Raw genomic sequence first — 13,641 nt, 5'->3', positions numbered from 1 at the left:
CTGTCGGACCGGGAGTCGGGCCGGGAATCGGACCTTGAGCCGGACCTGGAGTCGAAACCGTACCCGGGCCGGGAACCAGGGACGCGGGAACCGCCGCGCCGGTCGCCCTGGGGGCGGAAGCCGCCGGATCCGCCACGGGATCCACTCTGGCTCGCGCCCTGCTGACCGGTGCTCCGGCTCCGACCGCGTCCCTCACCGGACGGGGTGCCACGCCTGTTGTCCACTACTTCTGCTCCTCAAGAATTTCCACGTCGTCCGGGAGGAACGGGGCGAGTTCGGGAAGCTCGTCGAGACTCCGCAGCCCCAGTCTCTCCAGGAAGTAACTCGTCGTCCGGTAGAGCACTGCCTGGCTCTCCGGGTCGGTTCCGGCCTCTTCCACGAGGCCTCGTGCGACCAGCGTCCGCATGACGCCGTCGCTGCTCACGCCGCGCACCGCCGCCACCCGGGCCCGGCTGACCGGCTGCCGGTAGGCGACCACGGCGAGGGTCTCCAGCGCGGCCTGTGTCAGCCGCGCCTGCTGGCCGTCCCTGATGAACCTCTCCACCAGAGCGGCGCATTCCGCCCTGGTGTAGAAGCGCCAGCCTCCGGCCACCTCTCGCAGGTCGAAACCCCGTCCGGCGGCCGTGTATTCCTCCGACAGCGCGCGGAGCGCGGCGGCGACCTCCGCCGTCGGGCGTTCGAGCACCTGAGCCAGGGTCACCTCGGCGACCGGCTCGTCCACCACCATCAGGATCGCTTCGAGGGCCGCGGCGAGCGTGGCCCCCTCGACCGGCGGCTCCGCCTCGGGCTCCCGGGCGACGGGGGCCGGATCCGGCGATCCGAGGCCGGATGACGCGACCGCGCCGCCGTCGCGCCCCGTCACATCGCCGGCGGAGCCGGAGAGACCGTCGCCGGAGAGGTCGTCGCCGGAACCGGGGGTGTCGCTCGCTTCCATCGCTCCTCGCTCGTCGTACGGCTCACGTATCCGCCGCGCCACTCGTTCGGCGTCCTGGCTCGGCGCGGCCTCAAGTGACCGGGCGCGGCGGCCCGTCTCACTCGTCCCGTGCGGCAGCCGCCTCGGCGGGCCGCTCCTCGCGCCGGCCCTCGTCGTAGTCGTCGCCCACCGTGACGTCGCCGTCGGCGGTTCCCGTCCAGGTGACGTAGAGGTCGCCCAGCGGTTCGAGCTGCTCGAAGGAGACCGCGGCCTCCCGGAACAGCTCAAGGACGGCCAGGAAGCGGGCGACGACCTCGAAGGTCCCCGTGCAGTCGGCGGTCAGCGCCCGGAAGGTCGCCGTGTGCAGCCGCCTCAGCCGCTCCACAAGAATAGCGGCTTGCTCCTTGACGCTGGCCAGCGGTTGGTAGATGTGCGAGACCGACACCGACGGCGGGGCCTTGGGAGTGAAGGCCCGTGCCGCGATCTTGGCGAGTTGCTCGGGCCCGATGCCGAGCACGAGTTCCGGCAGCAGGTCGGCGAAGCGCTTTTCCATCGGCACGGCGCGCGGGAAGCGCAGCGCCTCCTCCGCCATCCGGCCGGAGAAGATCTTCGCGACCTCCTTGTACGCCCGATACTGCAGCAGCCGGGCGAACAGCAGGTCGCGGGCCTCCAGCAGGGCGAGGTCCTCCTCGTCCTCCACCTCTCCGGTGGGCAGCAACCGGGCCGCCTTGAGGTCGAGCAGAGTCGCCGCGACGAGCAGGAAGTGGCTGGTCTGGTCGAGGTCCCACTCCGGGCCCCGCGACCGGATGTACGCGATGAACTCGTCGGTGACCTTGTGCAGGGACACCTCGGTGATGTCCAGCTTGTGCTTGGAGATCAGCCCGAGCAGCAGGTCGAACGGCCCTTCGAAGACGTCCAGGTGCACCTGGAAGCCGCTCGGGGCGCTCTCCTCGCTCCCCCGGTCGGTGTCCGGGCCGGTCGTCACGCCTGCCATTGTCGCCTACCGGCCCGATCGCGCGGCACCTGTGCCGACATCACCGTCAGACGCGGGCGGGCCACCTGGCCAGCAGCTCACGGGCCAGCTCACGGTAGGCGGTGGCGCCCATCGAGCCGGGGTCGAACTGCGTGATCGGCTCCCCCGCCAGGGTGGCGTCGGGGAAGCGCACCGTCCGGTTGATGACCGTGTGGAACACCTTGTCGCCGAAGCCCTGCATGATCGTCTGCAGCACCTCGCGGGCGTGCAGTGTGCGGGGGTCGTACATCGTGGCGAGCAGGCCGTCGATCTCCAGGCTCTTGTTGAGCCGCTCCTGGACCTTGCCGATCGACTCCATGAGCAGCGCGACGCCGCGCAGCGCGAAGAACTCGCACTCCAGCGGGATGATCACGCTGTGCGCGCAGGTCAGCGCGTTGACCGTCAGCAGGCCGAGCGAGGGCTGGCAGTCGATCAGGCAGATGTCGTAGTGCGGCAGGAGAGGCTCCAGCACCCGTTGCAGCGCGTACTCACGCGCCACCTCGTTGACGAGCCGGATCTCCGCGCCGGACAGGAAGATGTTGCTCGGCAGGAGTTCCATGCCCTCGACGGTGGTGTCGAGCAGCACGTCCTCGACCGTGACGTCGGGCTCCTCCATGAGCAGTTCGTAGACCGTCGACTCCAGCGGCCGGGGGTCTATGCCGAGACCGACCGACAGCGCGCCCTGCGGGTCGAAGTCCACGAGCAGGACCCGCTGGCCGACCTCGGCGAGCGCGGCCCCCAGATTGATCGTGGTCGTCGTCTTGCCGACGCCGCCCTTCTGGTTCACCATCGCGACGATGCGCGCGGGGCCGTGTGACTCCGGCGGGGTCGGATCGGGGAACACCGGGCGGGGACGACCGGTAGGCCCTATCGTGCTGGGAGCTCCCACCCACGTCCCCTCTGTGGTCGCAGTCACCTGTTGGTCCTCCCTGACGGCCCTCGAACCTGATCGAATCTAAAGGGTAGGCACGTGGTGGGCAAGGCGGCGCGCCAAAGGCCCGCGAGATGGGCCTTCTAATGCAGCGCGCGGGGATGCGCCGCCGCGTAGACCTCCCGGAGCTTGTCGACCGTCACCAGGGTGTACACCTGCGTGGTGGTCACGGAGGCGTGGCCGAGCAACTCCTGGACAACCCTAACGTCGGCGCCCCCGTCCAGGAGGTGGGTTGCGAACGAATGGCGCAACATGTGCGGCGATACCCCGGAAAGTCCGGCTCGTTCCGCCGCCGCCTGCAGCACCTCCCAGGCGCCCTGCCGCGTGAGCCGCCCGCCCCGCGCGTTGAGGAACAGCGCGGGTGTCCCCCTGCCGTGCGCGGCCAGCAGGGGCCTGGCCCTGACCAGGTACGCGTCGAGCGCTTGGCGGGCGAAGCGGCCGAGCGGCACGATCCTGGTCCGCCCACCCTTGCCGTGCAGCCACACCTGGTCGTGGTCTCCGTCCTGGTCCCGGTCCCCGTCCTGGTCCCGGTCCCCGTTGTGGGCATGGGTCCCGTTGTGGGCATGGGTCCAGTCGCGGGCGTCGTCTTCGTCGTGAGCCGGCCCGGTGGGCACGTCGTCGACCGCCAGCCCCACGGCCTCGGAGATCCGGGCGCCCGTGCCGTACAGGACCTCCAGCAGCGCGCGGTTGCGCAGGGCGAGCGGCGAGTCCTCCGGGCCGCAGGCGGCGATGAGCCGCTCGACCTCCGCGACGGTGATCGCCTTGGGGAGCCGCCGGAGCTGGCGCGGCGGGCGCACCTCGTGCGCGGGGTCGTGCCCCGCCACCCCCTCACGCAGGGCGAAGCGGTGCAGCCCGCGTACGGCCGACACGGCGCGGGCGGCCGAGCTGGCGACCAGCGCCGGGTGGTCCTCGTCGCCCTCCCGCAGCGCGGCGAGGAAGGCGACCACGTCCGACTCGGCGACCTGCGCGAACGTCTCGAGCCCGCGCGCCCGGAGATGTTCGACGTATCGGCGCAGGTCGCGCCGGTAGGAGGCGAGCGTGTTGGCAGACAGCCCCCGCTCCACCGCCAGATGGGCGAGGTAGCTGGACAGCACCGCCTCGGGCTCGCTCAGGACGTCTCCCTACGGACTCATGCCTCCGGGGCGTCGGCGGGACGAAGGCCCTTGAATCCGTCGGCGGAAGCAGTGTATGCGGCGAGGATACCGGCGACGGCAGGAGAATTGTGGATCATCCCGCTCAGCACCTTGTCGACCGCCGCGCCCAGGGGAATCCAGACCACCGGCATGTCGGTCTCTTCGTGGTGGCGCACGTAGGTGTTCTCCTCATCGGGGATCGCCTCCACGTCGCGGGCCAGGAAGACCCGGATCCGCTCGTCCGACATGCCGGGGGAGGTGCGCAGGTCGACCAGCGTGTGCCACGTACGCGCCCGGTAGGCGGCCTCCTCGGCGAGCTCGCGCGCCGCGCACTCCACCAGCGGCTCGCCCGGCACGTCGCGGATACCGGCCGGCAGCTCCCACAGCAGGCGCCGCGCCGGATGCCGATACTGGCGGATCAGCAGCACGCGGTCCTCGTCGTCGAGGGCGAGCACCGCGACCGCGCCGGGGTGGACGACGTAGTCGCGGTCGGCGGTCACCCCGCCGGGCATCTCCACCGTGTCGGTGCGCACCGTGATGACCCGCCCGGAGAAGTGCTCGGCGGAGGCGACGACGTTCCAGGACTCTTCGGTGTCTTCGATCTTCACCGTGTTCTCCGCCGTCACTTGGCCCGGCCCGCCTTCGCCACGTTCTCCCGCCGGCCCGCGTACTCCAGCGCGGCCTGGACCAGTCCCTTGAACAGGGGGTGCGACCGGGTCGGGCGGGAGCGGAACTCCGGATGGGCCTGCGTGCCGATGAAGAACGGGTGCTGGTCGGTGGCCAGCTCGGCGTACTCGACGAGGCGGCCGTCGGGCGACAGGCCGGAGAACACCATGCCGACCTTCTCCAGCCGGTCCCGGTAGGAGTTGTTCACCTCGTAGCGGTGCCGGTGGCGCTCCTCCACCTTGGCCTTGCCGTACATGCGACGGGCCAGCGAGCCCTCCACGAGCTTGGCCGGGTAGAGGCCGAGCCGCATGGTGCCGCCCATGTCGCGCTCACCGGCGACGACGTCCTTCTGGTCGGCCATGGTCGAGATGACCGGATTGATGGTCTCGGAGTCGAACTCGGTGCTGCCCGCGTCCTCGATCCCGGCCAGATGGCGAGCCGCGTCGATGACCATGCACTGCATGCCGAGGCAGATCCCGAGCAGGGGGACGCGCTGCTCGCGGGCGTGGCGTACGGCGCCGACCTTGCCCTCGATGCCGCGCACCCCGAAGCCGCCGGGGATCAGCACGCCGTCGACGCCGTCCAGCTCGCGGGCCGCGCCCTCGGGAGTCTCACAGTCGTCGCTCTTGACCCAGCGGATGTTGACGCGCGCGTCGTTGGCGAAGCCGCCCGCGCGCAGCGCCTCGGTGACCGACAGGTACGCGTCGGGCAGGTCGATGTACTTGCCGACCAGCGCGATCGTGACCTCCTTGGCGGGCCGGTGGACCCGGCGCAGGAGCTGGTCCCACTCGGTCCACTCCACGTCGCGGAACGGCAGGCCGAGCCGGCGCACCACGTACGCGTCGAGACCCTCGGCGTGCAGGACCTTCGGGATGTCGTAGATCGAGGCCGCGTCGACCGCGGAGACCACGGCGTCCTCGTCCACGTCGCACATGAGGCTGATCTTGCGCTTGAGCGAGGTGGTGATGGGGCGGTCCGAGCGGCAGACGATCGCGTCGGGCTGGATGCCGATGCTGCGCAGCGCGGCGACCGAGTGCTGCGTGGGCTTGGTCTTCAGCTCCCCGCTCGGGCCGATGTACGGCAGCAGGGAGACGTGCAGGAAGAAGACGTTGTCGCGGCCGACCTCGTGGCGCACCTGCCGGACGGCCTCCAGGAACGGCAGCGACTCGATGTCGCCGACCGTGCCGCCGACCTCGGTGATGACCACGTCGACGTCCGTGCCCGCCATGCCGCGGATGCGGTCCTTGATCTCGTTGGTGATGTGCGGGATGACCTGGACGGTGTCGCCCAGGTACTCGCCGCGCCGCTCCTTGGCGATCACGTTCGAGTAGACCTGGCCGGTGGTGACGTTGGCGGAGCCGTGCAGCTCCGTGTCGAGGAAGCGCTCGTAGTGGCCGATGTCGAGGTCCGTCTCGGCCCCGTCGTCGGTGACGAACACCTCACCGTGCTGGAAGGGGTTCATCGTGCCGGGGTCGACGTTCAGGTAGGGATCGAGCTTCTGCATGGTGACGCGGAGGCCGCGAAGCTTGAGGAGACGACCGAGGCTGGAGGCCGTGAGTCCCTTGCCGAGACTGGAGGCGACGCCGCCGGTGACGAACAGATGCTTGGTTTGTGCGGCGCTGCGCAAGAAGAACTCCCGTGGTCGTTGTCGATCCGGCCGTCCGGATTGGACGCCGCGATGCCCACGGGCTCTCAGAATATCAAACGCTGGGCAACATTGGGCTTGCCACGTGCACTAACCCCACATGACGGACAAGCCGACCTAACGGTAACTTGTCGCGCTATGTCGTTCGTGAAGCGCGCCGTCGGCCGTCTGGTCCACCGAGGGTGGGCCTACGTGCGGGAGGCCGCGGCGATCAGCCCTGCCGCCCCGGGCGGCTACCGGTTCCGCCGCATGGGCGAGGGAGTGTGCCTGTCCTTCCCCCAGGGCGCCATCTTCGGCGAGCAGTGGATCGAGATCGGCCCGCACACCCTCGTCGGGGAGCGGGTGTCGATCTCCGCCGGCATGGGCCCCGGAGTCGACCTCGGGCCCGACTCGATCGTGCGGATCGGCAGGGGCTGCTCAATCGGCAGGGGCAGCCACATCGTCGGCCACCAGTCGATCGACATCGGCGACGACGTCTTCACCGGCCCCTACGTCTACATCACCGACCAGAACCACGTGTACGACGACCCCGAGACGCCCGTCGGGCGGCAGTGGCCGCGCAACAAGCCGGTCTCCATCGGCTCGGGATCCTGGATCGGAACGGGGGCGATCATCCTGCCGGGGACGCGGATCGGCCGCCAGTCGGTGGTCGCCGGCGGCGCCGTGGTGCGCGGCGAGTTCCCCGACCACTCGGTGATCGCCGGGGTCCCCGCCAAGGTCGTCCGCCGGCACTCCCCCGACCTCGGCTGGCACAGCCCCTCGGCCGCACGCCTCACCTCACCCTTTCCCGCCGACACCGGCCCCCGCCCGCACCCCCACCCTCGCCCCGAGCACGAGTCACGTACGGCCTGACCGAACGCCGGCACTTGCAGCCGCCTCTGGGCCTGCGGCAGCGGCCGGAACCGGACGTCCCTGTCGTCAGCCGGGCGGCGCGGCGACTCGGGCCCGGCGGGCCGCCCGGTAGCGCCGCACCCTGCGGATGAGCCGCCAGGCCACGAAGGCCAGCACGGCCAGCGCCACCACCACCAGGACCGGCAGGAAGATCGCGATCAGACTCATGCCGAGCGAGCCCACGTCCTCGACCGTGCTGATGACCGGTGCGCCCACGCCCGCCGTGGTGGCGTTCACCACCGGTCGCGTTGTGGCCTTGATCACGTGCACGGCCAGGGCGACGGCGATCCCCAGCAGCCAGCCGACCGCCGGGTGCTCGGCCATCCACGCCGAGTTGTCGACCTTCGCCGCGGCCGCCGTCGCGCTGAAGACCACACCGCCCGAAGCGGGCCGCACCGCTGTCTGGATCATGTCGTTGACGTGGTCGACCACGGGCACCTTGTCGAGGACGAACTCGGCGACCAGCAGCACGGCGACGATCGCGAGGACCCAGGTGTCGGACAGCCAGGCGAACTCGGCCGGCAGCCGCACGGCATCGGTGATCCGCGCGAGCACGCCGACGAGCAGCAACGGGATGTACGCGTTGAGCCCGGCCGCGGTCGACAGTCCGAGCCCGGTGAGCGCCGCGAACATGAGCAACCTCCTCCGGCCGGCGGGACGATCCCGCCTTTCCGTCAACGGACGGCCCCGGCGCCGTGTCCCCGGTTACTCCCGGGAATCGGGCTTGCGACTCCCATGGGCGTGCGCCGGGCGCGGCGACCACCGGGCCGACGGCTCGATCTGCGCTGCGGCGGCTGCGGTGCGGCTCGGCCCGGCGACTGGTGCGACGGTGCCACGCCTCGGCCCGGCGGCTGCCATGCGGCGATGCGGCGGTGCCAGGGCTCGGTGCGGCGGATGCGATGCGGGGGTGAGGCGATGAGGTGGTTCGATGCGGCCGGTCTGCCGAGCCGTCCGGTCGATGTCCGGAGGCGCCGTCAGCCAGTCGCGGAGGCGAGTCCGTCGATCGCCACGGCGAGGTCCTCGGCGCGGGCACCGCGCTTCGCCAGCGCGCCCTCTTCCACGATGGCGTCGACCAGCTCCGCACACCGCGGGCAATCGGGGGCACCGCCGCACTCCCAGCCGCCACAGGACGGGCACCGCCGCAGCGGCTCCCCCACCGCAGGTCGCATGGCCACCTTTCCGCGTGGACGCTCCCGCGCGCTCGCCGCATCGGACGGATCCTTCGCCGGGGACGGCCTTTCCGGCGCCGACCTGCCGGGACTTCACTCCCAGGCGTTACCCGACGCGGTAGCACTCATAGCCTGGCGGTCGGCGCGCGGGCCAGATGTTCCTCCTGGCCCTGACCGCCGTTTCCCCGGGCGCGAAGGTCCACTTTCCTGCGGCTCCCGCCGTTCCCACCAGCGGCAACATCAGCACGAACCGGGCGCCTACCGGCGAGTCCTCGATGCGCAGGGTGCCCTTGTGGGCGCGGGCGATGTCGCGGGAGATGGCAAGGCCGAGTCCGCTGCCGCCGGAATCCCGGCGACGTGCCTCGTCCAGGCGGACGAAGCGCTCGAAGACACGCTCGCGGTCCTCCGGGGGAACGCCCGCCCCGTCGTCGGTGACCGCGACGAGAGCCTGGCCGCCCACGGAGTCGACCGATACCGTGACGGCGCTGACCGCATGCCGCCGCGCGTTGCTCAAAAGGTTGCCGACCAGTCGGGCCAACTGGATCCGGGAGCCGTGGACGCGCACGTCGCGCCCCGCCCGTACGCGCACCGGCACCCCGGGGCCCAGGGTGGCCACCTCCCCCGTCACCAGCGCGCCGAGCTCTATAAGCTCCGGCGAGGCCGCATCGGGCCCGCGCAGCCGGGTCAGCAGCAGCAGGTCGTCGACGATCTCTTCGAGCCGGTCGGTGGCCCGCAGGGCTCCCTGGATGGTGTCGCGCGGGTCGACGTCGTCGGGATAGAGGAGAGCCTCCTCCAGTCGTGCCCGCAGGCCGGCGATCGGCGTCCTGAGCTCATGAGAGGTGGTGGAGGCGAACTGGCGCTCCCGCTCCACCGGGCGAAGGGTCCGGCCCACCGCCCACCACGTCACCCAGGCCACCGAAACCAAGATCAAGATGCCACCCGCGGAGATGACGTACTCCAGATTGTGCGTGGCCAGAAGGGACGGCTGCGCCGTTCCGGCGTAGACGACCGGCGAGTCCACCGCGGGAGAGACCCGATTGGCCATGAGCATGACGCACCGGCCCCGCCCGGAGCACTCGGTGCGCTTTTGGAGGCGATCGTCGGCCGGCGGCCGCAGCGTGCTGAGCGGCGGCATGCCCGCGGCCTGCAGGCTGGAGTTGACGACCCTGCCGCGGGCATCCACGAACTGGACGAGGGGGATGTCGGTGAGGGTGGGGATCGGACGGGGCACGGCGCCGTTGCGCGCCGCCGCGCTCCATCGTGCGGCGGCCTGCTCGGCCGCGAAGAAGACTTGGTTCTGGATTCTGTAGCGGATCGCCAGGTCGAGGGCGACGCCTCCCACGATCAGAGCCACCAATAAGAGCCCTGCCGTCGCGATCGTGGAGCGCGTTTGTATGGACTGCGGATTCACCTCCGGCTTCCCCTCCCCGATGTCGGCGAACAGCTCTACCTCATGACGATCAGTTCTGCTCGTACCAGCGACGGATCACTTCGCCCGCCTGGGGCGCACGGCGGTTCGCCGCGGCCTGCACGTCGGCCAGCGTCTGCGCGGTCAGCGCCTGCCGCCACGCCAGCTCGGCCTTGCGCATCGCGGTCGAGACCGCGCACGGGGCGCGGAACTGCGATTCCGGCCTCGCCACGCCGGCCCCACGCCGCCGGATCTCCGTGCACTGGAACGCCTCGCCAGGTCCTTCGATCGCCATGACGACGTCCATGACCGTGATCTCCTCCAGTGGCCGGGCCAACCGGAACCCGCCCCTCGCTCCCGGAGTGGATGTCATGATCCCGGCCCTTGCCAGCGCCTGGAGTTGCTTGTTCAGGTACGCGGACGGCAGTTCGAACCCAGCGGCGAGTTTCGCCGTCGAGACCGGCACCTCGTTGCCGAGCCATGCCAACGTCAGGCAACAGTGCATCGCCCACTCGACGCCTTCACTCATCCGCATAACTGGATACTACACATCCAGGTTGAAATCGGGAACCATCGTGCCTGGTCAGAAGGGGTGCTGCCACCGTGCGCGGACCGGAGCGCGGACCGGAGCGCGGGCCGGAGCGCGGGCCGGAGCGCGGTTCAGTCGCCTTGCCGGGTAGCGGGCTCGAGCACCAGCACGGCGGTATCACCCGCGACCTGTGCGAGCCGCAGGCCGACGTCGCCGACGCGGCCCGGCCTGCTCGTGCCGATCGTCACCGCTCCGCTCACCCGGCAGCGGTCGTTGTAGCAACTGCGGCTGATGTTGATGTTCGCGCCGTCGACGACCGTCGAGGTGCCGGTGAAGGCGAGCCTGACCGCGTCTCCCCGCAGACCCATCACGGTGATCTCGTCCACGCCCAGTCTCGGGTCGATCGGGATGCCGGCCCCTTCACGCACCCGCACCTCGCAGTCGCCGTCCCGGCATCCGGCGAGGTCGCTCGGCGTCGCCGACGGGCTGGGCGTCGCCGACGGGCTGGGCGTCGCCGATGGGCTGGGCACCGGCGGCGGCGCAGGCGTCACGGACGAGCTGGTCATGACCGGGGCGAGCGTGACCGGCCGGTTCACCGGCACTGCGGCGAACGACCGCGCCGGAACCTCACCGCAACCGGCGAGAAGCACGGTCACCGACCCGGCGGCGAGCACGAGGCCGGCGGCGGAGTTGGACGCGACGGTCGTCGAACGCATGATTTCCCCGATTGCCGCAGACGGATTCGCCCGGCGGGATCCGCTCGAATACACCGCCCCCGTGGCACGTGGACGTGAATCCACGCGCCGACGAATGCCTTCCCCGCGAAAGACCAGGTCAACCGCGCCCGGAGCCGCACCCACGCTCATTTCCCCGCAGTCGGCGGGATTCTCAGCGGGATGAGTACGTCATAACTCCAACCGGTATCCACATGTCACTCACCGGCAGTTCCAGCGCACAATTCCACCAAAATTCGCCGAAATTGCGCGACACGGGTGCCGCCGTCACTTCACGCCGGCCTCGCGCATGTCGCGCACCTCCCGCTTGAGCTCCTTAATCTCGTCACGCAGCCGGGCCGCCACCTCGAACTGCAGGTCGGCGGCGGCGGTGTGCATCTGCTCGGTCAGCGACTCGATCAGCGACTCCAACTGGGCCCGTGGCATCTCCCCCGCGATCGCCTTCGCGTGCTGGCCCGCCCCGCGGGACGCGAGGCCCGGCACCGGCGCCTTGCCGCGAGACTGCTGGCGCCCGGCGCCGCCGAGAAGTTGCGCGGTGTCGGCGTCCTCACGAACCAGGCTGTCCAGGATGTCGGCGATCTTCTTGCGCAGCGGCTGCGGGTCGATGCCGCGCGCCTCGTTGTAGGCGATCTGTTTGGCCCGGCGCCGGTTGGTCTCCTCGATCGCCCGCTCCATGCTCGGCGTGATCTTGTCGGCGTACATGTGAACCTGACCGGACACGTTGCGGGCCGCGCGGCCGATCGTCTGGATGAGCGAGGTCTCCGAACGCAGGAAGCCCTCCTTGTCGGCGTCGAGGATCGACACCAGCGACACCTCGGGCAGGTCGAGGCCCTCACGCAGCAGGTTGATGCCGACCAGCACGTCGAACTCGCCCATGCGCAGCTCGCGCAGCAGCTCGATGCGGCGCAGCGTGTCGACCTCGCTGTGCAGGTAGCGGACCCGGATGCCGTTGTCGAGCAGGTAGTCGGTGAGATCCTCGGACATCTTCTTGGTCAGCGTGGTGACCAGGACCCGCTCGTCCCGCTCGGCCCGGGCCCGGATCTCCTCCATGAGGTCGTCGATCTGGCCCTTGGTGGGCTTGATGATCACCTCGGGGTCCACCAGGCCGGTGGGACGGATGACCTGCTCCACCACCTCGCCCTTGCTGCGGCCCAGCTCGTACGGACCCGGCGTGGCGGACAGGTAGACGGTCTGGCCGATGCGCCCCAGGAACTCCTCCCACTTGAGCGGGCGGTTGTCCATCGCCGACGGCAGGCGGAACCCGTGGTCGACCAGCGTCCGCTTGCGCGAGGCGTCACCCTCGTACATCGCGCCGATCTGGGGGACGGTCTGGTGCGACTCGTCCAGCACGAGCAGGAAGTCGTCGGGGAAGAAGTCGAGCAGCGTGTGCGGCGCGGTGCCCGCCTCGCGGCCGTCGATGTGCCGCGAGTAGTTCTCGATCCCGGCGCAGGTGCCGACCTGGCGCATCATCTCGATGTCGTAGGTGGTGCGCATGCGCAGCCGCTGGGCCTCGAGCAGCTTGCCCTGCCGCTCCAGGTCCGCGAGCCGCTCCGCGAGCTCCGCCTCGATGCCGGCGATCGCCCGCTCCATCCGCTCGGGACCGGCCACGTAGTGGGAGGCGGGGAAGATGTGCAGCTCGTCGTCCTCGGCGATGACCTCGCCGGTCAGCGGGTGCAGCGTGGCCAGTTTCTCGATCTCGTCGCCGAACATCTCGATGCGGACGGCCAGCTCCTGGTAGACCGGGATGACCTCGACCGTGTCGCCGCGCACCCGGAACGTGCCCCGGGTGAAGGCCAGGTCGTTGCGGGTGTACTGCATGTCGACCAACCGCCGCAGCAACTGGTCGCGCTCGATCTGCTGGCCGACCTTGAGCCCGACCATCCGGTCGACGTACTCCTGCGGCGTGCCCAGGCCGTAGATGCAGGAGACGGAGGCGACCACCACCACGTCACGGCGCGACACCAGCGACCAGGTCGCCGAGTGGCGCAGCCGCTCGACCTCCTCGTTGATCGAGGAGTCCTTCTCGATGTAGGTGTCGCTCTGCGGGACGTACGCCTCGGGCTGGTAGTAGTCGTAGTAGGACACGAAATACTCGACCGCGTTGTTGGGCAGCATCTCGCGCAGCTCGTTGGCGAACTGGGCGGCGAGCGTCTTGTTCGGCTGCATGACCAGTGTCGGGCGTTGCACCCGCTCGATGAGCCACGCCACCGTCGCGGTCTTGCCCGTGCCGGTCGCGCCGAGCAGGACGGAGTCCTTCTCCCCGGCCCTGACCCGGCGCTCCAGCTCCGTGATCGCCGTGGGCTGATCGCCGGACGGCGTCATGTCGGTGACGACCTGGAAGGGCGCGACCTTCCGCTTCAGGTCCATCATGGATGTCATCGGCCGTTCAGCTCCTCACTTGCCCCGTCCACCGGCGCGGGCGGGCTCACAGAGACACGCGCCCGTTCCGGTTCACATGCATAACCTATGCGCGGCCACCGACAATTCCGGTCCCGATGCCGGACCGCCCCTCGCTTCCGGACAGCCCTCGCTTTCGGACAACGCTCGCATCCAGACCGCCGATCGCCGCCGCTCCGAGCCGCTGCCGCCCAGAGTCCCTGCCGCCCGGAG

The 13,641-nt window shown here is 70.5% G+C and carries 13 protein-coding genes; 1 reads left to right on the top strand and 12 read right to left on the bottom strand.

Annotated elements, in window-relative coordinates; translation table 11 throughout:
- Nucleotides 1–223: 223 nt before the first annotated feature.
- The 6 genes from scpB to FLX07_RS07325 form a co-directional block, all read right to left on the bottom strand.
- Nucleotides 224–934, bottom strand: a complete 711-nt coding sequence (gene scpB, locus FLX07_RS07350; RefSeq protein WP_142568806.1) for an SMC-Scp complex subunit ScpB — start codon at nucleotides 932–934, stop codon at nucleotides 224–226.
- Between the two features lie 97 nt (nucleotides 935–1,031).
- Nucleotides 1,032–1,907 (bottom strand): segregation and condensation protein A, encoded by an 876-nt coding sequence (locus FLX07_RS07345; RefSeq protein ID WP_142568804.1) that lies wholly within the window; start codon nucleotides 1,905–1,907, stop codon nucleotides 1,032–1,034.
- Nucleotides 1,908–1,953: 46 nt separating this feature from the next.
- Nucleotides 1,954–2,796 (bottom strand): ParA family protein, encoded by an 843-nt coding sequence (locus tag FLX07_RS07340; protein WP_373292520.1) that lies wholly within the window; start codon nucleotides 2,794–2,796, stop codon nucleotides 1,954–1,956.
- A 143-nt stretch (nucleotides 2,797–2,939) separates the two neighbouring features.
- Nucleotides 2,940–3,950: a site-specific tyrosine recombinase XerD gene (locus FLX07_RS07335; RefSeq protein ID WP_229689652.1), complete on the bottom strand. Its 1,011-nt coding sequence runs from the start codon at nucleotides 3,948–3,950 to the stop codon at nucleotides 2,940–2,942.
- Between the two features lie 35 nt (nucleotides 3,951–3,985).
- Complete coding sequence (locus FLX07_RS07330; RefSeq protein ID WP_229689651.1) at nucleotides 3,986–4,597, bottom strand: NUDIX domain-containing protein; 612 nt, start codon at nucleotides 4,595–4,597, stop codon at nucleotides 3,986–3,988.
- Between the two features lie 14 nt (nucleotides 4,598–4,611).
- Nucleotides 4,612–6,282, bottom strand: coding sequence for a CTP synthase (locus FLX07_RS07325; RefSeq protein ID WP_142568798.1), 1,671 nt, complete (start codon nucleotides 6,280–6,282; stop codon nucleotides 4,612–4,614).
- A gap of 156 nt (nucleotides 6,283–6,438) precedes the next feature.
- On the opposite strand from FLX07_RS07325, the gene FLX07_RS07320 reads away from it, so the two are divergent.
- Nucleotides 6,439–7,152 (top strand): acyltransferase, encoded by a 714-nt coding sequence (locus FLX07_RS07320; protein ID WP_142568796.1) that lies wholly within the window; start codon nucleotides 6,439–6,441, stop codon nucleotides 7,150–7,152.
- Between the two features lie 66 nt (nucleotides 7,153–7,218).
- Here FLX07_RS07320 and FLX07_RS07315 read toward each other — a convergent pair whose 3' ends face one another.
- The 6 genes from FLX07_RS07315 to uvrB form a co-directional block, all read right to left on the bottom strand.
- Complete coding sequence (locus FLX07_RS07315) at nucleotides 7,219–7,824, bottom strand: DUF4126 domain-containing protein (RefSeq protein ID WP_142568793.1); 606 nt, start codon at nucleotides 7,822–7,824, stop codon at nucleotides 7,219–7,221.
- A gap of 341 nt (nucleotides 7,825–8,165) precedes the next feature.
- Nucleotides 8,166–8,360 (bottom strand): hypothetical protein, encoded by a 195-nt coding sequence (locus FLX07_RS07310; protein WP_142568791.1) that lies wholly within the window; start codon nucleotides 8,358–8,360, stop codon nucleotides 8,166–8,168.
- Between the two features lie 106 nt (nucleotides 8,361–8,466).
- Entirely contained in the window at nucleotides 8,467–9,714 is a 1,248-nt protein-coding gene (locus FLX07_RS07305) for a sensor histidine kinase (RefSeq protein WP_229689650.1), read from the bottom strand.
- Nucleotides 9,715–9,820: 106 nt separating this feature from the next.
- Nucleotides 9,821–10,303 carry an RrF2 family transcriptional regulator gene (locus FLX07_RS07300; RefSeq protein WP_142568788.1) on the bottom strand — a complete coding sequence of 161 codons (483 nt, stop codon included), beginning with the start codon at nucleotides 10,301–10,303 and terminating at the stop codon, nucleotides 9,821–9,823.
- Between the two features lie 125 nt (nucleotides 10,304–10,428).
- A complete protein-coding gene (locus FLX07_RS07295) occupies nucleotides 10,429–11,013 on the bottom strand; it encodes a hypothetical protein (protein ID WP_142568786.1) in 585 nt (194 codons plus the stop codon).
- 285 nt (nucleotides 11,014–11,298) lie between these two features.
- Nucleotides 11,299–13,410: an excinuclease ABC subunit UvrB gene (uvrB, locus tag FLX07_RS07290; RefSeq protein WP_142568784.1), complete on the bottom strand. Its 2,112-nt coding sequence runs from the start codon at nucleotides 13,408–13,410 to the stop codon at nucleotides 11,299–11,301.
- Between the last annotated feature and the right edge of the window lie 231 nt (nucleotides 13,411–13,641).

It is taken from the genome of Microbispora bryophytorum (genome assembly GCF_006874465.1).
In the GTDB taxonomy this organism is placed as follows: Bacteria; Actinomycetota; Actinomycetes; order Streptosporangiales; family Streptosporangiaceae; genus Microbispora; species Microbispora bryophytorum.
The sequence above is the reverse complement of the archived record's forward strand: the minus strand, read 5'-3'. Positions and strand labels throughout refer to the sequence as shown.

What these genes read in the sequence shown, in the direction of transcription:
- FLX07_RS07315 (WP_142568793.1), bottom strand. Translation starts at nt 7,824, where the DNA reads ATGTTCGCGGCGCTCACCGGGCTCGGACTGTCGACCGCGGCCGGGCTC.
- FLX07_RS07320 (WP_142568796.1), top strand. Translation starts at nt 6,439, where the DNA reads ATGTCGTTCGTGAAGCGCGCCGTCGGCCGTCTGGTCCACCGAGGGTGG.
- FLX07_RS07345 (WP_142568804.1), bottom strand. Translation starts at nt 1,907, where the DNA reads ATGGCAGGCGTGACGACCGGCCCGGACACCGACCGGGGGAGCGAGGAG.
- FLX07_RS07295 (WP_142568786.1), bottom strand. Translation starts at nt 11,013, where the DNA reads ATGCGTTCGACGACCGTCGCGTCCAACTCCGCCGCCGGCCTCGTGCTC.
- FLX07_RS07300 (WP_142568788.1), bottom strand. Translation starts at nt 10,303, where the DNA reads ATGCGGATGAGTGAAGGCGTCGAGTGGGCGATGCACTGTTGCCTGACG.
- uvrB (WP_142568784.1), bottom strand. Translation starts at nt 13,410, where the DNA reads ATGACATCCATGATGGACCTGAAGCGGAAGGTCGCGCCCTTCCAGGTC.
- FLX07_RS07310 (WP_142568791.1), bottom strand. Translation starts at nt 8,360, where the DNA reads ATGCGACCTGCGGTGGGGGAGCCGCTGCGGCGGTGCCCGTCCTGTGGC.
- scpB (WP_142568806.1), bottom strand. Translation starts at nt 934, where the DNA reads ATGGAAGCGAGCGACACCCCCGGTTCCGGCGACGACCTCTCCGGCGAC.